Here is a 24,276-nt window from a genome sequence, read left to right as displayed (position 1 = left end):
TTCAGCAGGGGAGGCGCTCTACCGGCGGACCGCCGAGATCAGTCCGCCGGGCCGCTCCTCGCGCTGCGGCGGGGTGCTGATCGGGCGGCCGTAGGCGGCAGCTCGCTCGCGCAGGGTGTGGCTGTCGGCCTCCCAGCCGTGCCCGGCCAGCCAGCCCACCGGGTCGTCGGGCATCTCCGAGACCCACATGGACGCCGCCGATCCCGGCGCGGCGTCCGCGCCGAAGCGCTCGATCACGCCGCGCGAGCCCAATGTCAGCCCCATCCGACTGCCTGCCGCCGACTGCGTGCTGATCCGGGCCAGCAGCAGCTCCACCGCATCCTCGGGCAGATAGATCAGCAGTCCTTCGGCGATCCACGCGGTCGGCACGGCCGGGTCGTGCCCTGCGGCGGCCAGCGCGCCTGGCCAGTCCTCACGCAGATCCACCGCGACGGTGATCCGCTCGCAGCGTGCGACGGCCTGTTCCTGGCGCAGCACCGAAGCCTTGAAGTCGAGTGGCGCGGCGGTGTCGACCTCGAACAGCCGGGTGCCCTCGGGCCAGTCCATCCGGAAGGCCCGGCTGTCCATGCCGGCACCGAGCAGCACGACCTGCCGGACCCCGGACGCGGAGGCCTGCTGCAGCACGTCGTCGAGAAACTTCGTCCTGATGACGATGGAGAACGACACGGCCAGTCGGCGGCGTCGCGCGGCCTCGTCGTCGGGCAGCGGCGGCGAGGAGGGCCACAGGCCGCCGGCGGTGGCGAAGGCCTGTGCCAGTGGGTCGCGGAACAGCGCGTTCTCCCGCTCGGTCTCCAGCGCCCGCACCCTGGCCACCCCCACCGCCGTGGCCCACACTCCCGACGGCTGCACCCACTCCTGCTCATCAGTCACCGCACCAGCCTAGAAGATCGACTGCGTTCCCGGGCAGGCCCGACAGAGGCTGCGGGACCCCCGAACGCATTGACATTGATCACGCATCAGCACCACGAAGGGACTCCCGAAGTGGCCTCGCCCGGCGTCCTCGCGGGCCGGGACCGCGCACGTCTTACGCCGTGACCCACAGACGCCCGGAGGCGCTGCCCGGTCATGGACAGCGATGAGCATCTCGCCCTCGACGAGGCCGACTTCGCATCCGCGGAACACGACACCGAGCGGCAGTCCGAGCCGCTCGAATGTCGTACTCGACATATGGTGGGTGTGCTGCTTCACTCGTGACATGGCATCAATTCGCCTCACAAGGACAACACTTGAGGTAATCAAAGTGTTGCTGGCGTCCACCGCCGACGACCCTGCATGGGGGCTGAAGATCTGCGAGGAGACCGACCTCGGGTCCGGGACCGTGTATCCCATCCTCGAGCGCCTGGTCGACGCGGGATGGGCCACCCGGTACGAGGAAACGGGTGAGCACCCGGGGCGGCCGAAGCGGTACTACTACGAACTCACCGCCGTCGGCCGGCGTGCAGCCGTCGAAGCAAGGGAGCGGAAGCCTCGATTCTTCGGGCTGCGTGCAGCAGGGGAAGGGGGCACGGCGTGAGCACCGACGAGCGCCCCGATGAGGTCGCCGGCACCGGACTGCTGGCTGTTGTCGCCGTGCTGGGGCCGGTTCTGGCCGGCACGGCGACCATGATCTTTCTGGCTACCGGCTACATCCTGAAGATGTTCGACCCCGAGCCGGCGTTCGCCCAGGATCTGCTCGCCGCCGGCTGGGTCTTCGGCGGGATAACGGCGGGCGCGATCCTGGTCGCCGCGGTCAGTCTGCTGCTCACCGCCCTGCGAACCTCCCCGCAGACGAGGGAGGAGGAGCCTGAGGCCTCTACGGGCATGGTCGCCCCGAGCCGGGGGGCCGGCCTTCGGACTCTGGACTTCGCCTCCTTCGTTGCTGGAGAGCGCAGGGCACACCTCCGGGAGGAGTGGGCCGCAGTCCTGGCCGGCGATCCCGGGAACGGCATCGTCCTCTCGTCACGCCGCAGGATGCGCTACGCCCTCGGCTTCCTCTGGGCAGCGTTCCGAATGCGGCTCCGGGACCTCGCCGCTCCGCTGTGGCTGCCTGTGGACTGGCTGCTCTCGGCGGAGTCGCGCACGCACGGGTTCATCGCGTCGGCCGTTGGCGCGCAGATCCTGTACATCCAGTACGAGGACGGTTTGCATGCCCTTGCCACCGAGGGCTGGGGCTGGTGTGCCGGGTGTGGAATCGCGCTCCGGCTGTTCGTCGGCTGGCTCCGCAGGATCCGCGGCATCGAACTCGCCTCGACGCACAACAACTCCAGGGACCAGTAGCAACCCACCGCGTCGTGGGCAACCCGCGAGACGACCGGAGACCATCTACAGGCAAGACGATGCCCGGGGGCCCCGGTGCTCACGCCCCATGCGTACAGCCGGCTTCCTGTCGCGCCGTACGACTCCAACGCCTCACGTTGCAGCGGTCTCTGGGCCCGCAGCGAGGGCTCCGCCCAGGTGGGGCTGCGCAGGCCCATCTTGGAGGTAACGATCACTCCGCTGATCCGGGGTCTTTGCGCTGGTTGGCATGGAAGCGCGCCTTCTTCTGACGATTCCCACACGTGTTCATGTCACACCATTTGCGGGTGCGGCTTTGGCTGGTGTCGAAGAAGGCGGCTCGGCAGGTCGGCGATGCGCACAAGGCCAGCTTTCCGTCTCGTTCGCCTGCGATGATGCTGATCGCGTCGGCGGCGATCACGCTGAGGGCATCTTCCACGCAGGAAGCCGAGCCGAGCCGCCATTGCCGCTCACCCTCGGGCGTCAGGATCGCCGCGGCCCGACCCTGAGCGCTGCAGTCGTTGATGACTTGGACAGCAGACGGGGGGAGGGCGTCCTGGATCGCGGCCGCTGTCGCGGCGGCGTGAATCGACTCCCTCAGCTCCCGGGCGAGTTCGAGCTGGGCAGTGGTGCAGGAGCCCACGGCGAGGCCGTTCACTGCCAGCCAGTCGATGAGCCGGTGCGGCGTGGGAAGGCGCTCCACGGCGTTGCCGTGACGCTCCGACAGAGTCCCCGTGAAGCTGGTCGCCAGCACGTTGCCGAGGCGGAAGTCAGGGAACCCAGCACGCATGGAACCATCTTAGCCGGTTGTGCGCAGGCGTCGAGGCTTGCTAGAACCGTCTAAGCCGGTTCACGATAGGTCGTAGCCGGTTCCCCGACGGCCGGGAGGTCTCATGCCCCGTCTGACCAGTGACGTGCAAGCATTTGAAGCCCACGCAACCGACGCTGACCTCGACGATCTGCGCGCGCGACTGGCCGCGGCGCGACTGCCGGAGGCCGAGACGGTCCATCGCGCCGCGCCCGACCCTCGCCGATGGGAACAGGGCGTCCCTCTCGCCGACCTCGTCGATGTCGTGAACTACTGGCGCACCGGGTACAACTGGCGGTCGTTCGAAGAGCGCCTCAACCGGATCGGCCAGTTCCGTACGACCATTGATGAGCTGGGAATCCACTTCCTGCACCGCCGATCCGCGCGCGCAGATGCCACTCCTCTGATCTTGACGCACGGCTGGCCGGGCAGCATTGCCGAGTTCATCGATGTACTGGACGAGCTGGCAGATCCGAAAGAGGCAGACGCGCCGGCCTTCCACGTCGTCGTCCCGTCGCTACCAGGCTTTGGATACAGCGACAAGCCGGCCACCACCGGGTGGGGAACCGAAAAGATCGCGGCCGCATGGGTGGAACTGATGGGAAGGCTCGGCTACAGCAAGTTCGCAGCCCACGGCGGCGACTGGGGAGGCAATATCACCACGGTTCTCGGCGGCAGGTTCCCGGCGCACGTTCTCGGCATCCACACATTGTTCGCGGAGGCGCCGCCCGGGTTGACAACGGACGGGCTGACGGCGGCCGAGCGCACATGGACCGAGGAAACTCGCCATTTCTGGCGCCACCGCGCGGCGTACGCGAAGCAGCAGGCGACCCGACCGCAGACCATCGGCTACTCGCTCGTCGACTCACCGGTCGGACTTCTTGCCTGGATCCTCGACAAGTTCGCCGAGTGGTCGGACACCGAGGACAGCCCGTTCGAGACGATCTCCATAGACCGCGTGCTGGACGACGTCACCCTGTATTGGCTGACGCGGACCGGCGCATCGGCGGCCCGCATTTACTACGAAAGCCACAACTCGCTCGATCCCGAACTTCGGGTCGACGTCCCGTCGGCAATCAGTATGTATCCCCACGACATCGAGAAGTGTCCGCGCCCCTGGGCACAGGAGCGGTACCGACAGATCGTCCGATGGGGGTCGCCCGAAATCGGAGGACATTTCCCTTCGCTGGAGGTTCCCGAGTATTTCGTCAAAGATCTGCAAGAGGGCCTCGCGGCAGTGCTGGCCGCTAGTCGGTGAACGCGGCTCGCTTCCGGCACTCGCAGGACTCGACAGAGAACACGAAGCGGGCGGGCCATTACGCGGCGGCCGCCGGGGCAGGCGTTGCTGGCGCCGCTCGAAAGCCGGCCGGCCTTCCTTCTGCACCATCAGCCCCCCGTGCAGGCCGGTGTCGCCGGGAGCGCAGGAGCAGTCGGCTCCTCCGCCTCGGCGCCCGGGGACCTGTACCGTCCAGCCTCCTGCGACGTTCTCCAAGCCGCTCTCGCCAGGTTCGGCTGACCGTCTCGGCTCCTGTTTGCCCGTCGCGCGGTGTGCAGGTGTTGGTCGACGAGGAGCTTCGATCGTGCGGGCCCGGAGGCGAGGGTGGGATGATCCTGTCCTCTCCGGTGCGCCTGGCGGCGCCACGCCTGCCGGATTGCCGGTGACCGACGAGGAAGACGAAGGATCGATGACGCTGAACGTGGGCCAACGGGTGCGGCTGGCGGCGGACCTCCGGTTGGCCGGGTCGGTGACCCCGGCCGAGGAGCCCCCGGAGGAGACGGGTGCCTTCGCCGCCTCGGTGGCCCTGGCGGCAGGCATCGAGGGCACTGTCGAGCGTGTGGACGAGCATCACCGGCAGCAGAGCCACGAGGTCCGTGAGTACCTGCGCCTCAAGTCGCTCCTCGACGACTTCGGCCACCAGATGCCGCCGGAGAGCAGAAAGCAACTGGAGGAGCAGGTGGGGGCCTTGGAGGAGCAGTGGGCCGCCTACCAGCGACTGCTGCTCCGCGTCACGGTCCGCGTCCGGCTCGACAACGGATTCGTCCTCGACGAAGCCCCCGAGGAGGCTTTCGCCTCTGCCTGACCAGGCGTCGGGAGAGGTGTGCAGTGCACCCTTGTCGGCCCAGTACATCGCAACGGACCATCCATGCGGATACCACGAGGGACGAATGCGTACGGAGTACCCGCTCTCTGCGGAGCCTTTCGCACGGAGCGGGCTCCGTGTCCGACGTGAGACATCAACGGGCTGAGACAGGTCGACAGGTCACACACCGCCGTCCAGGGCGGTGTCGTCGTCGGGGAGCTGCGCGGCCGTCGCCCGGATCTCCGGGAACGCCGGCGTCATGTCGGTGCCGCGGCGGGAGCGCAGCAGCACGTGGCCGTCGCGGTAGCGGGCGAGCTGGGCGCGGTAGCCGTCCCACTTCGGTTCTGCACTCTTGAGCTGTCCACGTTTGCTCTGTCGGAGTACAGAGGGCTCAAGTCTGCCTGGCCCGTGACCGATGCCCTTCCGGGAAGATCCTTTAGGGAAGGGCTGGACACTGTGACGTCAGCATCGATGCGGCGGACGCTGGACTTGCTCGCACTTGCCGTCGATGACCTGCGGGCCGGGCGTCCGGTCATCGTGGTCGACGACGAGGACCGCGAGAACGAGGGGGACCTGGTCATGGCGGCCGAGTTCGCCACGGCTGAGGCGATTGGGTTCTTCGTGCGTTGGACCAGCGGTCTGATCTGCGCACCGCTGGCACCGGAGGTGGCTGACCGGCTTCTGTTGCCGCTGATGGTCCCGCCCCTCGCGGGCACCGACGACCCTGTCGAGGCGACCGCGTTCACCGTATCCGTGGACGCGGCCGGCACTGGCTCGGGGATTTCCGCCGCTGACCGGGCGAGCACCGTACGGGCGCTGGCCGACTCTCACACCCTTCCCGACCAGTTGACGCGCCCCGGGCACGTGTTCCCGCTGCGGGCCCGCCCGGGCGGGATCGCCGAACGGCGCGGGCATACCGAGGCCACCGTCGACCTGCTGCGGCTGGCCGGCCTCACGCCGGTCGGGGTGATCAGCGAGGTCTGCCAGGACGATGGCTCTGTAGCCCGCTTCGAGCAGTTGCGTGTCTTTGCCGATACCCACAGCCTCGCAATCGTCTCCATCGAGCAGATTGCCGACGGGCTGCGCCATCCGCAGACGGTGACCTCGTGACGGCGGCAGCTCGGGCAACGATCTTCGACCTCGACGACACTCTCCTCGACACGCAGCACCTGTGGCCGCAGGTCTGCGCCGCCTTCGCCGCCCGCCACGGGCACCGCTGGCGCAGTGAGGACACCCTCGCGCTGCACGGCAACGGCGCTTGGGCCTCCTACGTGGCTGCTCTGTGCGCCGACGCGGTGACGCCCGAGGAGGTGATCGAAGCGTGCACCGGCGCGATGACTGGCGAAGTCGATGCCGGACACGTGCGCGCGCTCCCCGGAGCGGTGGACCTGGTCCTCGAAGCCGCACGGCACGGGCTGATCGGCATTGCCACGGCCAGCCCCCGGCGCTTCGTCCACGCGGCCCTGGACCGGCTCGGGCTGGCAGCCCGACTGCACACCGTTGTGTGTGGCGAAGACGTCACCCGGGCCAAGCCCGCGCCGGATGCCTATGTGCGTGCGGCATATGAGCTCGGCGTCCAGCCTTCGGATTGCCTGGCCGTGGAGGACTCCCCGAGTGGCATCCGCTCGGCGGTCACCGCGGGCATGCGCGTCCTCGCCATTCCGCGCAACGGCACGGAACTACCGGCCCACATCGCTCACCTGACCACGGCACAAGCCCGCAGCGCAGTCCACGCCCTCCCCACCTTGACCTGCATGCTCACGCCCGACATTGCAGCACGGGCCGGTGGCCAGGGCCTGCCGTCTTGATCGGGGACGTCCTTCTTGCCCTGGGGCTCGGAGCAGGTTGCGGACGAAGTTGGTGAGACCAGGTAGTCAGCTGGTGTCGACAGCGTCTATCCATGCGGGGAGCGTGGAGCCGAGCCGGTGGGTAAGGATCTCGCCGAAGCAACGGACGTGCCCGGCGGCGGCATCGAGTTCGGGACAGCGTGCCAGGACGTCCTTGAGCGCGGCGCGCTCGTCCTCGCTCAGGGTCGCAGGGTGCCGGGTGAGCCAGTCGATGCCCCGTCGTGCGGTCGGCGGTGGAGGTGGCGCCGGCGGCGCGCGGCGCGCGGCGCGCAGAGTGGCGATGGAGACGCGGACCTGGTAAGTGACGGGGGCGTGCATGGCGATCAGTTGCAAGCGTGATGAACAGTCGTTGGATCTCGTTGCAGGTGAGCGGTATCAGCTCGTCGGGTGAGGGATGACGGTCGTGTTCGTTCGCGCGGACGACTGCGAGGAAGGCGTGCGCCAGCATGGCCAGGGTGACCCAGCGGGACCAGGACGGGTAGCGGCGGACCTGGTGCTCGTCCAAGGCCGCCAAGCCTTTGCCGGACTGGAAAAACTCCTCGACCCGCCACCTTGATCCAGCGACGCGCACCAGGGTGGTCAGCGGCACTGCGGCCGGCGAGTAGCGGCAGTCCATGCGAGCGGCCAGCTCCGGCTTGGTCGCGAACTCCGTCTTGTCGCCAAGGCCGGCTGCCCGGCAGCGGTCGGGGTCGGGGTCGGAGGTCCAGGAACGCGGAACGTACAGTTCCCGGTCCGCCGCGGCGTGCCCGCGGCGGCCGGCGTAGACCAGATAGACGGCGACCTGGGCGTTCTCGATCCTGCCCGCGGTGCCGGTGTACTGCCGCTGAGCACCGAGAGTGTCGGTGCCCTGCTTCACGTCGCCGGTCTCGTCGACAGCCAGGACTGCCTCGTGGTCGTGCAAATGCTCGACCACGTAGGCGCGCACGTCGTCGCGGACCTGGTCGGCGTCCCACTTGGTCCGCCCGAGCAGGTGCTGCATGCCGTCCGGGGTCTTGTCCCCGGCCCATTCGGCGATGGTCCAGCAGTTCTTGCGCGGCAGGTCGGACAGCGGGCCGAGTACCAACTTCCGGGCCCGGCGCCGGGATTCCACCCGCGTGAACCGTCCCGCTATCCGGCTCATCAGGCCCTCGAACGCTTCCTGCCGGCGGGCAGGGTCTACGCTGTGAACTGCGGCCACCGCATGATCGTTTGTCTTCACACACCGATGATCAACGGTGGCCGCGCCCGTCTCCACAGCGCGTCAGGGTCGCGCAGTGTCTGCCTGCCGTCCTGTATTTGGAGGACTTGTGCAACGTGGCGAAGTCTGGTGGGTTCAGTTCGACGAGCGGAGGTTGGTCGTACTGCTGTCGGGAGAGGACACGTCCGGGATCCGGGTGATGCAGGTCGTTGCTCCGGCGGGCGTCGACATCAGTGGTCTGGGTATCGAAGTGACGGTGGGCGCCGGTGAAGGACTGCCGTTCGAAGGCGTGCTGCGGCTCGCGTTCCCGCGTCCAGGCTTCACCCCGTGCACGTGGCTGACCACTGTGTCCCGGGACGACCTGATAGAGCGGGAGGCCGTCCTGTCCTCCCTGAAGCTCAGCGAGATTGACGACGCCCTCCGACTCGCTGAACAAGCGCACGAGCGTACCCCGGCAACGACCGCGAAGCTCAGCGAGATACGGGACGCCCTCCGTCTCGGTGAACTCGGGTAGGCGAGGAAGGAGCCGACGCCCGTGACGGCGTGGGCGATCTCGGGCGAGATGATCCACCCTGGCCTCGGCGCCCCTCACCATCGAGATCACGATCTACGGCTGGAGTACTGACCCGCCAGCTTGCGCAGTTGTTGCGCAGGCACCCGCCGACCGCGCTGTGAATATGCCGCGCAGCGGCTCTCGCCCGGTCGCCGGTAGCCGCCGGTTTTAAGTCCAGGAGGCGCTGAACAGGGCATATTCGAGCAGATCGGGAGAGGCGTCGGACGGCCAGGTACCCATTGCCGCTGTTTGGTCGGCGGCCGCCTGCATGAAGGAGAGGTAGACCGCGTAGCGGTGCGGTGACCAATTCCTATCCCGCCAGGCCCAGCTGGCGATCGAGCCGTCGGGGTCGTGGCCGGTCTCCCGGCCAACTGCCTGGGCCAGGGATCGCAGACGCTGGGCCAAAACCCGGTCGAGGATGAGCGGCTGGGGGTCGGTTACCGACGGAACCGACTTGCCAGCGAAGTACAGGAACTTGGTGTAGAAAGACGGACCGAGCCCGGGGACGCGGCCCTGGAGCCCCGCGTAAGCAGCTTCTGCGCTGTGCTCGCTCACATGTCTGTCAACTTCCCAAGGAGCTGCGGGAGTTAACCCAATGCCCATCCGTACCGGTCCGGCCGGGTGCCTGCGTAACGCGCCAGCCACCCGGCTGCACAAGACCGGGGTCCGTGTTGGGGCAGGTCGGTCATCGGCGCGGCCACCGTCACCTCCTGCAGGAAGAGGGCGACCGCGAGGTCCGCGTCGGCCGCCGAGTGCAGGGCGGTGCTCCTCCCGCCAGGTTCGTGGTGCGGGCTGGCGAACTGCGGCAGCTGGAGCGTGAACAGAACATCCCCTACACGCAGATGTGTCCCTACGTGGAGCTGGCCGGCGGAACCGTGGTCCGTGCTGACCGGAGCGTGCCGTTGGCGTGACTGGCGGGAAGGCGAAGGGGCGAGTGCGCAAGCCCGGACATCTCCAGATCTCTATTGCCGCCATCAAGGATGCTCTTGGGCAGCTAGCGTGCGGGCAAGGGCACGTAGGGGGAAGCAGGCATGGCTGTGGGACCGGAAGAAGCTGCACGGCTGGCCGCTGTTGCGCTGGTGGCGTCAGTGGGCACCGAAAGGTGGGCTACAGCGTGCAAGAGCGTGACGGACCTGCTTGCCGGCGATGAAGACCGTCTGATTCGTAGCGTGACACGCCGGCTTAATGCGACGGCTGAGGCCTTGCTGCATGCGGAGAGCGGTGGAGCCCGGCGCGCTCGCGAGGAGATTGCGTGGGAGACGCGGTTTCTCGACGCGTTGGACTGCGTGGGGCCGGATACGCGTGCTGTCCTCACGGAGGCTCTGGTCGCCTTCTCTGCGCCCCGCCCCAGCGGGTCCGTGCCGTCGTCTGGGGTGCTCGGCAGTTCCTTCAACGGGACGACTGCTGTCCAGGCCGGCAGCTGGAACTTGATGAACAACTACTTCACCCGAGAACCCTGGTGGAAGCACCTGCGCCGACCGAGTCTCGCCTTCCTGCGCACAACCCGAGGCAGAGCAACAGCGGTGATCCTCCTGGTCTTGGCATGCGCTGGCGCTGTCGGCCTTGTGATCGCCACGTCGGGAGATCGAACACCACACCACCAAGACCTGTTAGTGGTTTCCGGGCAGCGACCAGTCGTGACCACGACAAAGGGGCAGATGGCGTGGACGTGGTCGTTCAACGACCACGTCGCTTCCACCACGAACGACGTAGCGATGAGCCCTGGTGGCGGCCGCAAGAACGACGGTCTGAAATCCATCCAGGGCGCACTGGTGCGGAGCAAGTGCAACGACCGCAGCAGCAATCTCGGCTGGTATCTCAGCGCAGACGACAAGATGGTGGCCAGCGGATCGCTGACAGCGAAGGAGCCTCGTGCATCGCTGGATGCGTTTCCGCTGCCGTCCCACGTTGACCATCTGGTGCTGGGTGGGTACCCGGACACTTCATCCTGCATCCTCCGGTGGGAGAACCCGGGACTGACGAGCACGGGCGGTTGACGGCGCACGACAGCTGCAGCGCGCTGTCAGGGAGCCAGCCAGTTCCGCCTGCTGGGAGTGTCTGCGCACCGTGGGAGGGAACCGCCGCACCTGGTGCGGGGGGACCGGCCGGTATGGCCGGTGCCTCTTCCGGAGGGTGAGTCTTCAGGCAAAGTGGTCGGTCTGAGTGATCAGTGTGCCGTCTCAGGGAGTTGGTACCCCGGCCGCGATCAAATGGCTGTGGGTGGGGTCCGGCCCGCAATTCAAGCGGCTGATGGCCATGGCGCGGGCGGCGTTGTCACAGGGCGGTCCATGAGCGTGGCTCGCCCCCTGTCAGCGGTACCCACACTGACCCATTGGGACCGGGGTGCTCGATATCTTCCAGGACTGCGGCTCCCAGCTGAACCTCGCGGGAGAGGGCGGCAACGAGCGGGTGTTGAGCGACCATCGCCTGGAGATCTCTGGTCCTGTCTCCCAGCCTGGCCGGGGAGGCGCCGGTGAGGACGAAGAGTACGCGGGGGAAGACCGGATACCAGCGGAGTCAGGCCGGGCCCGTGGAGGCTGGCCTGCGGCGGCCGACGGGCTGGGCTTCGTACTGGAACAGTCGGGCGTACTCGATCAGCTTCACGGCGAGGCGCTCGCTGCTCATGGTGGTGCGATCGACCTCCACGAACGCGCGCAGCTTCCGCCGATGCTCGCCGTCGACGACGGTGTGGTGCATGACGACGTCGGCCACGAGCCGCTCGCCCTCACCGATGGGGTGAGCCACCTCAGGAGTCCGAAGGCCTGGACAAGGTCGGTGCGCACGACTGGGCCGACAGTGTGGAGGACTGGGGCGACGAGGTCGCCTCGGAGCTGGGCGCTACCCCCGGCGAGCAGCAGTTCGGCCAGACCGAGGAGGCCAACGAGCTCGTCCACGGCAATCCGGACAAGATCCGCGAGAGTGCCAAGCACCTGAAGGACTTCCACGGCGCCTTCGACAAGGTGATGCGGGACTGAAGAAGGTCGACGCGTTCCGGGAGAAATTCGGCGTCCATCCCGCCAAGTGGGCACAGGCGTCCGAGGCGTGCGAGGCGGCGGCGGGAGCGCTGGAGTCGTACGCGGGCACCGTCAAGTGGGCGCAGGGCCAGGCCAAGGAGGCCGTGGAGCTCTACAAAAAGGGCGTGAAGGCGTCCAAGGACGCGGCCGACGCCTATAACGAGAAGATCGACGCGTACAACGCCAGGATCAAGGCGAACGAGGACCCGGGGCCCAGGCCTGAACCGTTCAAGGACCCCGGCAAGGCCGACGTCAAGGCCGCCGCCGAGAAGCTCGCCGAAGCTCGCAAGCAGCGCAACACGGCAGCCTCCGAGGCGCAGGGCAGGGTGAAGGCGGCCCTCACGCACGCCCCCACCGACCCGTACAACCTCACCCACCCGGCCGCCTACCTGCAGAACGTCAATATGACGCTGGCCGGCCTGGCGTCCACCGCCTCACATCCCGAACGGGTCGTCCAGGGCGCCGTCGACGGCTTCAAGAAGGACCCCTCCGAGTTCGTCGGCCGCCTCATCCCTGAACTCATCGGTACCAAAGGCGCCGGCCTCGCCCGCGGCGGACTGCGTTTGGCGGCGAAGGAGGGTTTGGAGTCGGCGGCGCAACGCGGAGTGCGTGAGGGCTTGGAGCGGCAGGCCGCCAGAGGTGCCGGGGACCCCATGCCCGAGCGTGCCGACGTCATGCAGGCGCTGCGTGACTCCAAACCGGAGGTCGTCAAGAAGGACTGGCCGGACACTGACGGCCGCTACTACGCGGACCGGGTTCTCGCCGGTGGCCGCGCGGACGGAGAGAAAGTCTTCGCCGGTCATGGTTACCTCACCCGCAACGCCGGCGACGTCGTGGTACCTGAGGGAACCAACATGTCTTTCTACGTGCAACACGGAGACCCACTTCCGGGACTTAACGGCCTTTCCGTTGAGTGAGGTGTCTACCCGGGAGGTTACGTGGAGACGTTCGGACCGGGAGACGTAATTCCGAACTGCACGCTAGGGCCTCCCGCTCCAGTGGGTGGCGGAGGTTTCAGTGTGTTTGAGAATTCGACGACCGTCGGCCAACGAGCCACGCTGAAAGATCTATTGGAGCCAGGCATGGGAAATGTTCACTGGGCGGCGTGCCGCGAGATTAAGTAGGATGTCTCGACCTGTGAGGAGCCATACATGGATGTAGTAAAGAAGCGCGACTGGGTATTGACAGATGTGACACTCATGATCAGTGGAGGTAATCTCCAGCCCGGGGAGATGACGTCCCTTCTCGGGCTGGAGCCCACTGGCGTGCGCAACCCGGGTCCCAGCAAATGGGCTCGGCCGGGCGACGTCGACGGACTGTGGAGTATCAGCTGCGACGAGCACGTCAGCCGGGACTTTCACGAGCAGATGAACAACATCCTTTCGATCATGGAAAGCAAGCGGACCGAGCTCGCGCAGCTGGCCGGACGGGGGTATGAGGTGACCGTCGAAGTGTACGGATTCGCCGGGAACGACTGCACTCTCGCCCTCCAGCCGGAAGAACTCCAGCGAATCGCACTCCTGGGATTCCCTCTCCGGGTCGCGGCCAATATGAACGAACGCTGAAAGAACAGTCATGGAAACTGGAGCGAATTTGAAGCCGTGGGCTAACTTGAGCACGTCCCTGGTTGTCTCAGGTCGGGAAGTGGATTCCGCCTTTTTGCTTGCCGAGTTGCAACTCGCCGCCAGTGAAGGGTTCTCTTCGTCCGACGGTGTGGACATCTATTCCGGCCCCGGCCGGGCCACGCTCACCATTGACGAGCGGCACTCAGAAAGCGCCGACGAACAGGCTATGGAACTCATCGGACTCCTCAGCCCCCGCAAACCGGCGCTCGACAGGCTGAAGGAGGCGGGCAAAACGGTGAAGGTCGATTTTTCAGGCATCGCCGAGTCAGGTACGGGACTCCACATCTCGCCAGCCGTTCTTGCAGGTCTTGCAGAGTTGGGAGTGCCTGTCACCTTTACGACGGTCCGGGAATCCGGGGAGGGCGAGGAAGACCCACTCGCCTGGCTCGGCTGACTCCCCGGGTGGCTGAGCCCGGCCACGGCGTGGCATCAGCGTTGCCGCCCCCGCTGACCGAAGCCGGAGCCGCCGACTGGCTCACCGCCACGACGGCCGGGGAGATTTGACCCACGTCCGGATACACCCCGGGCCCCGGGGAGTGAATACATCCCCGGGGGCCGGTGCATGGAGTCGTGCTGTTCAACGACGACGGGACGACGCCGTCACGCCTCGGGCTGCTCCCCGCCGTCACCGTGCCCGCGATCACGGTCAGACGCTCACGATTCGCGGCCGGTCGACGACCTCTTGCTGCGACCTCATCGCTACCGACGTTTCCGTGAACCGCGCGAGTGTGGGGGACTACGTCCCGGGGATCTCGACGAGATCCCCGGGGCATGTCCGCTTGATGGCCGTGTGGTCAGGGCGCGTCGATGAGGATCCGGCCGTCAGCGGGCACGAGCGCGGCGATTCCGCTCGCGTAGGCGGACTGTACGCGGGAGCGCTCGGCGGCGTTCGGTGTGGCGTTGGTGCAGGCCGTGCCTGCGCTCGATCCCGACATCAGCTGTGAGCAGGGGCCGGGCTTGGTGTCCGGCAGGCCGAGACTGTGACCCATTTCGTGAGCGGCGATCCGGGTCTTGTCGTAGCCCTGGTCCACGGCCTGGCTGCCGAGCTCGACGCGGACCTGACGGCCCGGACGAACGGGGCCGAGCGTGGCCTGCGGCCAGCCCGTGGTGGCGACGATCACGATCTCGGCCACGGTGCCGGGCGCCGCTTCCACCAGATGGACGTTGCTCACGTTCGCGTTCCATGAGGCGACTCCGGCCGCGATGGCGGCTTCCCAGCCTCCGGCGCGACTGTCGTCGTAGCGAAGGGTCACCGCTGCCGCCTGCGCGGCGGACGATTCACCCGCGGGAGCGGGAGCGGGAGCGGGAGCGGGAGCGGGGGCGGCGGTCGCGGCGCCCGCCATGGCGAGGACGAGCGCTGCGGCGGAAGTGCCTGCCTTGAACCAAGTGCCGAGGGGCATTGCTGCTCCTTCATCCGTGGGGGGAATCCGGCCCCGGCGGGGCCGGGTACGCGAAGGAGCGGTAGGGGTCGTCCGGCGGGGGCCGGACGCACCGTCGACCGCCCTCCGGGGCGTTGCGATGGTATGCCCTACAATCCCTGCCCGCCATGTACCTGCCACGATGAATATCCGTCAGAATCCAGTCCCAAAGGCGAATTTGGCCGGCCGGCCACCGAACACCGCAGCCGCGGCCGAGCGGTTCAGGCTGCCGGAGCGGGTGTTGGTGTCCTCGGCGGGCACGGTGCCCCCTGGGTGGGGGTGTTGGGGATCAGGTGTGAGTGATCAGGTAGGCGGGGCCCTCGCCGCGCCGGGCTCGTTCGATGGCGTCGAGGCGGGCGAAGGCGCGCGGCGCCATCAGCTCCTGCCAGGTCGCGAGGTCGTGGACGGCCCACATGTCGTGCTCTGCGGGATCGAGTCGGATCCGGCCGAGCTGGTCGGCGGTCAGCTGGCCTCCGTCGAAGATGAGCCCCACCTTGTTCAGCGGCAGGCGCGGCCCGGCGTGAAGGAAGTGCGTCAGGAGCAGCTTCGGCGTGTCCAGACCGAGTTCGAGGCCCGTCTCCTCGACCGCCTCTCGCCGTGCGGTCTGCAGCGGGTCCTCGCCTGGAGCGTCCAGGTTGCCGCCGGGGAACTGCCAGAGTCTCGAGCCGTAGACCGAGCGGAGCTGGACCGGCCGGTCGTGTTCGTCGCGGATGTACAGGCAGCCGTACACCGTGTGGTGGGGGACGGTCTGCGCGTACTGCGTGGGCGTCATCGGCATGGGGCGGCCGGGCCGGGCAGGGCGGTGGTCGAATGCGAGGGCGAGAACGCCGAGGGCTTCCTTGGCCGGCGGGTAGATGCTGCGGAGATTGGCGAGCAGTTCTCCGGGCGGCCCGTCCGGGTCGATGCGCACGGTGTCCTCCGAGCTGAGCAGATCCTCGAAGGAGTGGTACGGGGCGATCCGCTTCACGATGACGTCGAGTTCCCGCCCGGTGTCCCGGTCGTGGAAGACGACCGTGTCACCGACTGCGACTGCGCGCTTCTGCGGGGTGGCCACCCTCACTTCGATCGTCTTGCGGCCTGCTTCCACTTGGCGGTAGTACCGCCCGAGCAGGTGCATGTGGTGCTCTGGTGGTTCACCTCCGGTCGCCGGATTCGGGACGGCTGGGATCGCCTGCTGGGTGTTGTCAGGCACGCGTGCCTCCGTTCGATGCGGTTCGTCCGTTGCGGCCTTGGGATCGCAGGCGCGCCAGGGTGCGGTGGCCGCGCTCTTGTGTTTCCGGGTCGGCGTGGGTGGCGCCGTACCGGATTCCGGAAAGGGGGTCGAGCGTGGAGTCGACGAGGAAGCGTTCTTCTTCGGCTGGGGTGAGTGCGTGGCCGTAGCCGGACATGAAGGCGTCGTGGAGGCGCGGCTGGGTGGCCCAGGTGTCCGCGAGGCGGACCAGGTCGCGGATGGCCGGGCCGGGCTCGCTGCGTTCGAAGTCGATCACGGCGAGGCTGCCGGTGTCGTCCAGCAGCAGATTGCGCAGCTGGAAGTCCCCGTGTGTCGGCACGCGGTCCAGGGGCGGAACATCTTCGGCGCGCGCCACGACCTGGCGGATGAACTCCTCGTCCCCCGGTTGCAGATTGGGGCGGGCTGCTTCCAGGTGCCGCTCGACCTTCGCGAGCGCGGGCACTCCTTCCTCCGCGGGGAGCGGTGCTGCGCTGCGGTGGATGGCCGCGGCCAGGGCGCCGATCTGGTGGAAGAGGAGCTGTTGCTGCGCGGGCGGGTGCGCGATGCCGTGCAGGGTTCGGCCGGGCGCCCCGGTGACGACGACGGCCCGCAACGTGCTGTCGGCGGTCACGAGGGTGGGGGTCGCTGTTCCGAGTCTGGGGACCCAGCTGCGGTACGCGTGCACCTCGCGGTGGTGGAACCGCGCGTTCTGGTGGATCTTGACGTACCAGATCCCTTCTTGTGCTCCGTCGGCCCGCCATACCCGGCTGCTGTCGCGGTCCCGGGAGGCGTCTGTCCAGGTGACGATGCGCCCCACCGCCTGCTCGGCGAGCTGTCGCACTTCCTCGGGCGGGAGGTCCGGGTGTGGGGGCGCGGCCGTGCTCATGCCCAGCCCGTTTCGGAGTAGAGGCGGCCGGCACGGATGCCCTCGATGGCCACCCGGGTGTAGGGAACGAGATCGTCGGGGAGCGCGGCCGGATCCCAGAACTTCCACTGGGTGCACTTGTCCGGCTCGCGCAGTTCCGGCTCGCCGCTCCAGGTCCGGGCGCGGAGGAACAGGCCCATGCGGGGCCGGTCCTCGGCGGTGTCGATGTGGTGGACGACGTGGACGAGTTCGACGTCCTGGCGCTCGATGTGCAGGCCGGCTTCCTCTCGCGCCTCCCGGATCAGGCAGGTGATGGCGCTCTCCTGCTCGCAGTGGCCGGCCAGGACGTGCCAGGTGGACGGCGCGAACGCGGAGTCGGGGTGGCGCAGCCCGAGCAGCACCGTCCCGTCGGGCCGCTCCAGGTAGAGGTGGACGCCGATGACATTGAGGACCGTGCCGTGCGGCGAAGCTGGGCGGCACTCCTCGTTCGATGAGAGCCCGCTCTGCGACGCAGTGCTGGACGCGTTGGCCGGGCGGCTGGCGGCGTGGCGTTGTACGAGGTCGCACGTGGTGTCTGCGATGCGCAGGCGGTGGAGGTCGTCGGGGGCGAACCAGGCCAGCATCACCCCTTCCGTCAGACGGAGGTCGCGGGGATCGCCGTTCCAGCGGCCGGCGTAGATGGCGATGGGCACGCTCGCGCCGGCGTCGTCGGAGGCGTACTCGATGCCGAACGGGGTCAGGTCGGCGAGGTCGAGGCCGGCTTCCTCGGTCAGTTCGCGCCGCACGGTGTGTTCCAGGGTGGCGTCCTGGGGCTCTCGGCCGCCGCCCAGCAGGGACCACATGCCTGGCTCCCAGATCCGGCCGGGGAAGTAGTCACGCAGGTGGAGCAGGTACTCGCCGCGGTTGTTGTAGATCAGGGCGGAGGCGTTGGCGATCTGCGGCTCGGTCTGCGGCGTGAGCTTGAGCAGCTTCGCGCGCAGTGAGGGGGAGGTCGCCCTGTCCACGGGTCGCCATTCGATGCCGCCGACCTCTTCTGCCTGCAGCACCACCGGCACCGCTGGTGCGGGGTGCAGGCGGAAGAGGAACCGGAGGTCGAAGTGCTGGTGGCCGGGTTCGCCTTTGCCCGGATGAGCGTCGATGTCGTGGATGTCGATGTCGAACGGCACGGCCTCGTAGCCGGGCCACGGTGCCACAGCCTCAGCCGGGATCCCGGTCTCCTCGTGCAGCTCCCGCAGCGCCGCCCCGGCCAAGGACTCGTCTGCGGGCTCGGGGTGTCCGCCGGGGGCGAGGACCTTCCCGCTCGCCAGATGCAGCACGTGCAGGACGCGGCCGAGCGGGTCGACGACGATCGCGCCGCAGGTGACGTGTCCGGTGAAGGTCGAGCGGCTGGCGATGTCGGTGGAACGTTCGAGGGCGTGCAGGAGGGCGCCGAGCTGCTCGCGCTCGTAAGGGTGGCGAGCGAGGTAGGTCTCGACGGTGGTTCGGACGTGGTGGCGCGATAGCGGCATAGGGCTACCTCCGAGGTGCGTGGAGCGGAAGGAGTCGAGGTAGGGAGGTCAGCTCAGCTCAGCCGCATCCCCTCCGCCGGGATCTCTTCGATGGCGGCGGGGCGCGCGGTGGGCAGGCCCCACTGCTCGCGTGCTGTCTTCGCAGCGAGCTGGGCTTGCCGCGCGCCGGGCGGGCCCCAGCCCAGCAAGGCGGCTGCCTGGGCGGGGGTGGTGAGCAGGCGGACGAAGGGGCGGCCGGTGGCGGGGTCGACGGCCGCCGGCCCGATTTCGGTGACCCGGGCGGCCAGGCGGAGTCGGGCGTTGGGCCCCACTCCGCCGTAGACCTCGCCGGTCTCGTCCAGCACCCAGCCCAGTCTCACCGGATCGGCCAGGGTGAGCTGGGCTTCCTCGGCGGCTTCCGCGGTGCAGGGTGTCCTCGGACGTCGCGTCGGTGCTCTCCACGGTGCCGCCGGGCAGCATCGGCAGCGCGCGCCGACAGGTGACGTGCGGGTGTTCGCCAGGTTCGACGCCGCCGCTGGGCAGCAGCCACGAGTTGCCCATGAGGTAGGTGGGGTGCACCAGTAGGACGCGGCCGACCTGGTCGGTGATGATCGCGGCAGCGCCGAGCCACACCGCGTGGCGGGGCGCGGCGTACTGCGCTGCAGGCGGGGCGGCGCGCGGTGCGATGTGCCCCAAAGCGGGGACGGGAGAGGTCATGTGGCTCTGCCTTTCAGAACAGCGGGCGGGCGTGGGCACGGTGCGAACCGGGGAGCGGTGATCAGGCGGCGGCGCCGCTCATCCGGCGCTGCAGCTCCCACAGGGACTGGAAGAGCCCCGGCTCCCGGGTGAGCTGGTCGTAGGTGCCCTCCTGGACGATCCGTCCCTGGTCCAGGACCACGATCCGGTCGGCGACGGCCACATTGGTGAGCCGGTGCGTGATCAGCAAAATGGCGCGGTCCTTGGCCAGTTCGCGCAGGCCGGCAAAGATCCGGTGCTCCGCGCGTGCGTCGAGGGCTGCCGTGGGTTCATCCATCACCAGCAGTGCCGCCTGCCGGTGGAAGGCGCGGGTGAGGACCAGGCGCTGCCACTGGCCGCCGGAGAGCTGCTGTCCGCCGAACCATTCGCTGGTCAGGAGGGTGTTGATGCCGGAGCGGAGGCCCGGCAGCATCTCTGCGGCGCCGGACGCCTCGCACGCGGCGAGCAGGGCTGCGTCGCTGGTGTCGCCCTGCCCGAACGTGATGTTGTCGCGCATCGTCAGCGGCAGGTAGGTGAACTTCTGCGGCACCAGCGCGACGTGCTTCCACGCCCCCCACGGGTCCAGGTCCGCCGTGCGGGCGTGGTCCCAGGCCACTTGGCCTTCAGTGGGCAGCAGCAGCCCGCACAGCAGGCGCGAGAGGGTCGTCTTGCCGGAGCCGTTCTCCCCGACCAGCGCCACGATCTCGCCGCGCCGCACGTGCAGGGACACGTTGCTGAGGCTGTCCTTCGGGGCGCCGTCGTAGCGGTACGTCACATCACGGACCTCGAAGCGCTCCGGTGCGGCCGACAGGGGCGCAGTGCCGCGGGAGTCGGTCATGGCCTGGCCGTGGGCGTTGTCGAGGAAGTTCTGCCAGTCCTGCACGTACCAGCCGGTGCGCACCAGGCGTGCTCCGCCGTTGATGATGCCGCGCACGGAGCCGGTGGCCGTCTGGAGGGCGAAGACGGCACCGCCTCCGGCTGCCAGGCTCATGCGGCCGGAGGCCAGGAGCCACAGCAGCGCCGCCCACACCGCGATCGAGGCGACCCCGCCGGCAACAGCACCGGCCAGCCCCATCCACGCGCCTGTGTTCGCGGCCTTGCGCTCAGTGGCGCTGACCGATGCGGCCAGTTTTCGGTACCGGCCGATCAGGAAGGGGCCGGCCAGGCAGGCACGCATCTCCTCGCTGGATTCCAGGTACGCCATGTGCCAGCGCAGTTTGCCCAGCATCCTGCGCCGCCCGGAGGTTTCCAGCCCGGCGAGGTAGATCACGCGGGCGGAGCGTACGTAGGCGGCGGCCTGCGGCAGGCATGCGAGGAAGAGGAGGGGAAGGAGCAGCGGGTGCAGGACGGTCAGGACGGCTGCGCCGGCCGTGAGCGTTGCGGTCGCCGCGATGACGTCCTGCGCCTCTTCGACGAGGTCGGGGGTGACCTGGGCGCCGCGGTCGGCGATGTCGTACGCGTCGTTGTAGCCGGGCTTGTTGTTCGCGGCCAGTTCTGCGCCGAGCGCGGCCTCGACCATCGTCAGCTCCGCGGCCCGGCCGAGAACGGGTCGCAAACGCCCGGTCAGCCAGACGACCGTGATGCCCAGCAGCGCGCGCAGGCCGGTGGCGGCGGCGATGACGGCCAGTTGCGGAGCGGCGTCCCACAGCCGCTCGGTGATGTCGCCCGAGGAGATCAGCGCGGTGATCGTGCCCGTGACGGCCAGGAGGCCCAGAGCCGCCAGGACGCCCGTACCGATCTGGCACATCAGCAGTCCGATGGTCGCGCTGCGGTCCACCCGCCAGGCCATCTGCACCGAGCGCCGAACGAGCGAGGGCAGGCGCCGTGCCATGGTGCGGGACGTCAGTAGGGAGCCGGCCTGGAGCCGTGACTTGTCGCGGTAGAGGTATTCCTCTTCTCGAACATCAACCTCCTGTGGTCCGTCGTCCTGCGAGGTGTCCTTCGGTGGTTGCGGCGGCTGATCCTGTGTGATGGCCGAGGTCATCGTTCCCCCTGGGACGGTCGCTGTGGCGGAGTCGTGAGGTCTAACGACCCGGCTGCGATATCGAACACACGTCATTCGGTCGTGCCGGGGAGCCGCCTGTTTCCTGGGCGGGGGAACTTTACGGGCGTGGGATCCCTGGTCTGGCTTGGATCGGCTCCGGTCCGCAAATGGCCGAAACGCCGACACTGCGAGCAACAAGCCGTAGACCGCATCACCTTGACGGGTTCGGATCAGCTGCTGGTGGAGGTTGACCTGCGGCATCAGCGACATGACGGTGACAAATCAGCTCAGTTGGATTGGCTCGGCCGGTGAAGTTGCGTTCCCATGACGTCGGCGGAGACCGACGTAGCGTCCCGCAGGGCCTGTTCCAGGAGGGCAGGGAAAAGACGCCTTACAAGGCCGGCCGCGGCGACATCGGCCAGATGGCAAAGGCGATGTAGGTGCCGAGGGTGAGGCCGGAGAAGGGTGATGAGCTGGCGGGGCTTGAGGCAGGTGAAGGCGGTGTGCATGGCGATGACAGCCGGATCGACGAAGGGCCGCGGCCGCCGAGCTCCGAGCGCGACGAGCTGCTCCTGGGCGTACCGGCAGCCCTGCTCCTGGCGCCGGATCTGCTGCGCCGTACGGGAGGAAGCAAACGAGTTCGCGATTTCCTGTACCTGTTCGCGCTGCAACCCGCGCGTCGATTGAGGCTCTACGGAGCCCTACGCGCGGGTTCGCCTTCAGACAGCCGGACGGTCTTGCCTTCTTGTTCCTCAGGTTCACAACTCGCGGTTGAGGATGTGGGCGGAAGGCCGCCGCTGGGTGAGGAGGCAGCGCTGGCCTCGATGATGGTCCTGGTCGTGAACCCGACGCGGTCGACGAACGGCCGGAAGAAGCCGGGGGCTGCCGCGACGACCGCGTGGGCGCGGTGCGCGGTGATCGTCTGCGCCCGGCGTTCGATGCCCGACACGATGCTGCGCACGGCCTTGTCGACGGTGCACATCCGCCACAGTCCCCGTTCGTTTCCGCCCCACAGGCGCCGACCTGCTGGATCCGCGTGGATCGCGTCCAGCATCGGCGTTTTGAGGAACGTGGGGTGCAGGGTCCCGACGCCAACGCCGAGGTGCCGCACTTCCAGACGGATGCTGTTGCACATCGCCCAGACTCCGGCCTTGCTGGCCGTGTAGGGGGCCTGGAGCGGGGAGTGCACGAAGGCCGCCATGGAGGAGGTGGCCAGCAGATAGCCGCGTTGGCGCTCGACGTGCGGCAAGGCGGCTTTGAAGGTCCGCCAGACTCCAGTCAGGTTGACGTCGACGACGCGTTCGAAAACCTCGGGGTTGAGGGTGGCCATCGGGGCAACGGCGCTCACGCCGGCGTTGGCGATGACGACGTCGATGCGACCGAAGTGAGCGGCGGCGCGGTCGATCGCCGACCGGACGCTGTCGAGATCGGTCACGTCCGCCTGCGCCGCCCAGGCGACGCGGGAACCGCCGAGCGCGTCGGCCTGAGCGGCGACAGCGGTCCCGTCGAGGTCGAGTCGGCACACGGCGGGCCATGACGATCACTTCCGCGGTTCCCCGCAGAATCCGATGGCGCGACGCATCTCCGGCGTCAGGAATCGCCGGACAACGCCTGACCAGCGATGACGGGACGGCCCTCAACGACCCTTTCCCAACTCCCTTTCAGGCAAGGCTGTGGGGCTTCCTGAGCCGCAGTCCGGCAGTCCCGTTCCGCGGTGGCACGTTACTGCGCGCATCATGCCGCCTGGGTAAGTTCGGCGCGGCCGAACAGCAGGGCATAGCCGCGGGGGAGCTGGACGAGGACACGGCTGAGGAGCTCCTCGCCGACGAGCTGAGCCACGACGCGCAGGACGGTGCCGGTGTCCCAGCGGGTGGTGGCCATCGTGCCGCCGGTGCGGGACGCCAGGTCCTTGACGAAACCCCAGCCGGTGAGGGGCTCGGTTGTGGGGATCTCGGAGGTGAAGCTTGCGGCTGCCTCGTGCGGCAGCCGGGCCGTGAGCTCCACCCGCTCGTCGCCCGTGAGCTGGCGCCCGAGGGCGGACAACACGGCGTGGACAGACTTCTCGGCCTGTGCGCGGGTGGGGTACGCGCCTTCGTACCGCACTCTTTCCAGCATCTGCTCGAACGTCGTGCCCTCGGTGGACCGGCATGGCTCCAGCTGGGAAATCATCGGTGACGCGGTCGCCTTTCTCGTCTGAGGTGATCCTGAGGCGGCGGCCGGGGAGCTGGCCCGCCGGCCGCCGACGTCGGGCGGTCAGGCAAAGGGGTCTCGCTGCCTGGGGTCATACGGGCCGGGAGTAGCCGAACAGTAGGTCGTAGCCCGCCGGGAGTTGGAGCAGTACCCGGCGAGTGAGCTCTTCGCCCGCCGCGTCCGAGACCACGCTGAGCACCGCGCTCACGTCCCAGGCCGCGGTCCGTTCGGTGGCTCCCTCGATCCATGCCGCGGTGGCCCGCACGAAACGCTCGGGGGAGAGCGGCTCGTGCGCCTGGAGCGGATTGAGCAGCAGGAGTGCCATTCCCTCCGGCAGCCGCGCCGCCAGTTCCGCCCGTACCTCGCCCACCAAGTGGGCGCCCAGGAGCGCCAACACCGTGCGGGCCGCCCGATCGGCTTCCTCGGTGGTCTCGTACCTGCCGCGTTCCTTGACCTGGCTGAGGAACGCTTCCCATCGCATGGCCATCGCTGCTCCCTGGGGTGTTCGGCGTGCCAGTGCAGGAGCACGGGAGACGGCCGCGGCAGATGAGGCCGTCTCCCGTCAACACACCCGGCTGGCAGGGGACTCAGCCGCTGATCTCCCTGTGCGCGGAGCCGCCGCCGATAGCGATCTTGCGTGGCTTGGCGCGCTCCGCGATCGGGATGCGCAGGGTCAGCACCCCAGCGTCGTAGTCCGCCCTGATGTGCTCGGTGTCCAGGGTGTCGGCCAGGACAAGCTGGCGGGAGAAGACACCCAGAGGCCGCTCGGAGAGCTCCATCTGCACGCTGTCTGCCGGGGCGACGGGCCGCCGCTCGGCCTTGACGGTCAGCATGTTCCGCTCGACGTCGATATCGATCGCGTCCGGGGAGACGCCGGGCAGGTCGAGAGCGATCACGTACTCCTCGCCCTCGCGGTAAGCATCCATCGGCACCGCCGACGGCCGCGACCAGGTGCCGGTCGTGTGCAGGAGCTGCTGGGTGAGTCGGTCGAGCTCACGGAACGGGTCGGTGCGCATCAACATCGGGAAA

The 24,276-nt window shown here is 68.5% G+C and carries 25 protein-coding genes and 4 pseudogenes; 12 read left to right on the top strand and 17 right to left on the bottom strand.

From position 1 onward, the window contains the following. Positions 1-18: 18 nt before the first annotated feature. Positions 19-870: a class I SAM-dependent methyltransferase gene (locus OG933_RS05155; protein ID WP_362519986.1), complete on the bottom strand. Its 852-nt coding sequence runs from the start codon at positions 868-870 to the stop codon at positions 19-21. Positions 871-1,195: 325 nt separating this feature from the next. Between OG933_RS05155 and OG933_RS05150 the strand changes: the two genes are divergently transcribed. Both OG933_RS05150 and OG933_RS05145 read left to right on the top strand, forming a co-directional pair. Beyond that, on the top strand, positions 1,196-1,513 hold the full coding sequence (locus OG933_RS05150) for a PadR family transcriptional regulator (protein WP_405625631.1): 318 nt from the start codon (positions 1,196-1,198) through the stop codon (positions 1,511-1,513). Next, a complete protein-coding gene (locus OG933_RS05145) occupies positions 1,510-2,256 on the top strand; it encodes a hypothetical protein (protein ID WP_405625629.1) in 747 nt (248 codons plus the stop codon). The genes OG933_RS05150 and OG933_RS05145 overlap by 4 nt, the downstream gene beginning before the upstream one ends. Before the next feature lie 211 nt (positions 2,257-2,467). Here OG933_RS05145 and OG933_RS05140 read toward each other — a convergent pair whose 3' ends face one another. Beyond that, positions 2,468-3,043, bottom strand: a complete 576-nt coding sequence (locus OG933_RS05140; RefSeq protein WP_405625626.1) for a CGNR zinc finger domain-containing protein — start codon at positions 3,041-3,043, stop codon at positions 2,468-2,470. 103 nt (positions 3,044-3,146) lie between these two features. Here OG933_RS05140 and OG933_RS05135 point away from each other — a divergent pair, with 103 nt between their 5' ends. After that, the gene (locus OG933_RS05135) at positions 3,147-4,319 is read left to right on the top strand and encodes an epoxide hydrolase family protein (protein WP_405625624.1); all 1,173 of its coding nucleotides are present in this window, start codon (positions 3,147-3,149) and stop codon (positions 4,317-4,319) included. Positions 4,320-4,719: 400 nt separating this feature from the next. Then, positions 4,720-5,142: a hypothetical protein gene (locus OG933_RS05130; RefSeq protein WP_362519995.1), complete on the top strand. Its 423-nt coding sequence runs from the start codon at positions 4,720-4,722 to the stop codon at positions 5,140-5,142. A gap of 180 nt (positions 5,143-5,322) precedes the next feature. Here OG933_RS05130 and OG933_RS05125 read toward each other — a convergent pair whose 3' ends face one another. After that, positions 5,323-5,559: a hypothetical protein gene (locus OG933_RS05125; protein ID WP_405633238.1), complete on the bottom strand. Its 237-nt coding sequence runs from the start codon at positions 5,557-5,559 to the stop codon at positions 5,323-5,325. 54 nt (positions 5,560-5,613) lie between these two features. On the opposite strand from OG933_RS05125, the gene ribB reads away from it, so the two are divergent. Both ribB and OG933_RS05115 read left to right on the top strand, forming a co-directional pair. Beyond that, positions 5,614-6,252 (top strand): 3,4-dihydroxy-2-butanone-4-phosphate synthase, encoded by a 639-nt coding sequence (ribB, locus tag OG933_RS05120; protein WP_405625622.1) that lies wholly within the window; start codon positions 5,614-5,616, stop codon positions 6,250-6,252. Further along, complete coding sequence (locus tag OG933_RS05115) at positions 6,249-6,950, top strand: HAD family hydrolase (RefSeq protein WP_405625620.1); 702 nt, start codon at positions 6,249-6,251, stop codon at positions 6,948-6,950. Before ribB ends, OG933_RS05115 begins: the two co-directional genes overlap by 4 nt. A gap of 247 nt (positions 6,951-7,197) precedes the next feature. Here OG933_RS05115 and OG933_RS05110 read toward each other — a convergent pair. Next, positions 7,198-8,109, bottom strand: a pseudogene (locus tag OG933_RS05110) (IS701 family transposase); the annotation flags it as partial. Positions 8,110-8,275: 166 nt separating this feature from the next. Here OG933_RS05110 and OG933_RS05105 point away from each other — a divergent pair. Continuing rightward, positions 8,276-8,680, top strand: coding sequence for a type II toxin-antitoxin system PemK/MazF family toxin (locus OG933_RS05105; RefSeq protein ID WP_405625618.1), 405 nt, complete (start codon positions 8,276-8,278; stop codon positions 8,678-8,680). 207 nt (positions 8,681-8,887) lie between these two features. On the opposite strand, the gene OG933_RS05100 is transcribed toward OG933_RS05105, so the two are convergent. After that, entirely contained in the window at positions 8,888-9,274 is a 387-nt protein-coding gene (locus tag OG933_RS05100) for a hypothetical protein (protein ID WP_405625617.1), read from the bottom strand. A gap of 476 nt (positions 9,275-9,750) precedes the next feature. Between OG933_RS05100 and OG933_RS05095 the strand changes: the two genes are divergently transcribed. Then, entirely contained in the window at positions 9,751-10,716 is a 966-nt protein-coding gene (locus OG933_RS05095; protein ID WP_405625615.1) for a hypothetical protein, read from the top strand. A gap of 277 nt (positions 10,717-10,993) precedes the next feature. Here OG933_RS05095 and OG933_RS05090 read toward each other — a convergent pair. Then, positions 10,994-11,479: pseudogene (locus OG933_RS05090) on the bottom strand (replication-relaxation family protein); the annotation flags it as partial. A gap of 38 nt (positions 11,480-11,517) precedes the next feature. Here OG933_RS05090 and OG933_RS05085 point away from each other — a divergent pair. From OG933_RS05085 to OG933_RS05070, 4 genes and pseudogenes are all read left to right on the top strand, one after another. Then, positions 11,518-11,694: a putative T7SS-secreted protein gene (locus tag OG933_RS05085; RefSeq protein WP_405625613.1), complete on the top strand. Its 177-nt coding sequence runs from the start codon at positions 11,518-11,520 to the stop codon at positions 11,692-11,694. Continuing rightward, positions 11,691-12,857 (top strand): annotated as a pseudogene (locus tag OG933_RS05080) (putative T7SS-secreted protein). Before OG933_RS05085 ends, OG933_RS05080 begins: the two are co-directional and overlap by 4 nt. Positions 12,858-12,884: 27 nt before the next feature. Beyond that, positions 12,885-13,298 (top strand): DUF4279 domain-containing protein, encoded by a 414-nt coding sequence (locus OG933_RS05075; protein WP_405625612.1) that lies wholly within the window; start codon positions 12,885-12,887, stop codon positions 13,296-13,298. Between the two features lie 10 nt (positions 13,299-13,308). Then, a complete protein-coding gene (locus OG933_RS05070; protein ID WP_405625611.1) occupies positions 13,309-13,752 on the top strand; it encodes a hypothetical protein in 444 nt (147 codons plus the stop codon). Positions 13,753-14,152: 400 nt separating this feature from the next. On the opposite strand, the gene OG933_RS05065 is transcribed toward OG933_RS05070, so the two are convergent. From OG933_RS05065 to OG933_RS05015, 11 genes and pseudogenes are all read right to left on the bottom strand, one after another. Further along, the gene (locus tag OG933_RS05065) at positions 14,153-14,758 is read right to left on the bottom strand and encodes a snapalysin family zinc-dependent metalloprotease (protein WP_362520020.1); all 606 of its coding nucleotides are present in this window, start codon (positions 14,756-14,758) and stop codon (positions 14,153-14,155) included. Between the two features lie 307 nt (positions 14,759-15,065). Then, positions 15,066-15,968, bottom strand: coding sequence for an NUDIX domain-containing protein (locus tag OG933_RS05060; protein ID WP_405625609.1), 903 nt, complete (start codon positions 15,966-15,968; stop codon positions 15,066-15,068). Then, on the bottom strand, positions 15,961-16,872 hold the full coding sequence (locus OG933_RS05055; protein WP_405625607.1) for a phosphotransferase enzyme family protein: 912 nt from the start codon (positions 16,870-16,872) through the stop codon (positions 15,961-15,963). Before OG933_RS05055 ends, OG933_RS05060 begins: the two co-directional genes overlap by 8 nt. Then, entirely contained in the window at positions 16,869-18,359 is a 1,491-nt protein-coding gene (locus tag OG933_RS05050) for an NUDIX domain-containing protein (RefSeq protein ID WP_405625605.1), read from the bottom strand. The genes OG933_RS05055 and OG933_RS05050 overlap by 4 nt, the downstream gene beginning before the upstream one ends. Positions 18,360-18,412: 53 nt before the next feature. Then, on the bottom strand, positions 18,413-18,718 hold the full coding sequence (locus OG933_RS05045; RefSeq protein ID WP_405633715.1) for a hypothetical protein: 306 nt from the start codon (positions 18,716-18,718) through the stop codon (positions 18,413-18,415). A gap of 166 nt (positions 18,719-18,884) precedes the next feature. Beyond that, a pseudogene (locus OG933_RS05040) lies at positions 18,885-19,055 on the bottom strand (NUDIX hydrolase); the annotation flags it as partial. A 61-nt stretch (positions 19,056-19,116) separates the two neighbouring features. Next, a complete protein-coding gene (locus OG933_RS05035; protein ID WP_405625603.1) occupies positions 19,117-21,057 on the bottom strand; it encodes an ATP-binding cassette domain-containing protein in 1,941 nt (646 codons plus the stop codon). Between the two features lie 691 nt (positions 21,058-21,748). Continuing rightward, a complete protein-coding gene (locus OG933_RS05030) occupies positions 21,749-22,582 on the bottom strand; it encodes an SDR family NAD(P)-dependent oxidoreductase (protein WP_405625601.1) in 834 nt (277 codons plus the stop codon). A 209-nt stretch (positions 22,583-22,791) separates the two neighbouring features. Further along, positions 22,792-23,226, bottom strand: coding sequence for a DUF2267 domain-containing protein (locus OG933_RS05025; protein WP_362536311.1), 435 nt, complete (start codon positions 23,224-23,226; stop codon positions 22,792-22,794). A gap of 112 nt (positions 23,227-23,338) precedes the next feature. Further along, positions 23,339-23,734 carry a DUF2267 domain-containing protein gene (locus OG933_RS05020; RefSeq protein WP_405625599.1) on the bottom strand — a complete coding sequence of 132 codons (396 nt, stop codon included), beginning with the start codon at positions 23,732-23,734 and terminating at the stop codon, positions 23,339-23,341. Between the two features lie 100 nt (positions 23,735-23,834). Continuing rightward, positions 23,835-24,269 (bottom strand): Hsp20/alpha crystallin family protein, encoded by a 435-nt coding sequence (locus tag OG933_RS05015; protein ID WP_362536315.1) that lies wholly within the window; start codon positions 24,267-24,269, stop codon positions 23,835-23,837. Positions 24,270-24,276: the final 7 nt, after the last annotated feature.

The sequence above is a fragment of the Streptomyces sp. NBC_00016 genome, assembly GCF_045040885.1.
Taxonomy (GTDB): domain Bacteria; phylum Actinomycetota; class Actinomycetes; order Streptomycetales; family Streptomycetaceae; genus Streptomyces; species Streptomyces coriariae.
Note: the sequence above shows the minus strand (reverse complement) of the source record. Positions and strands in the feature narration are given on the sequence as shown.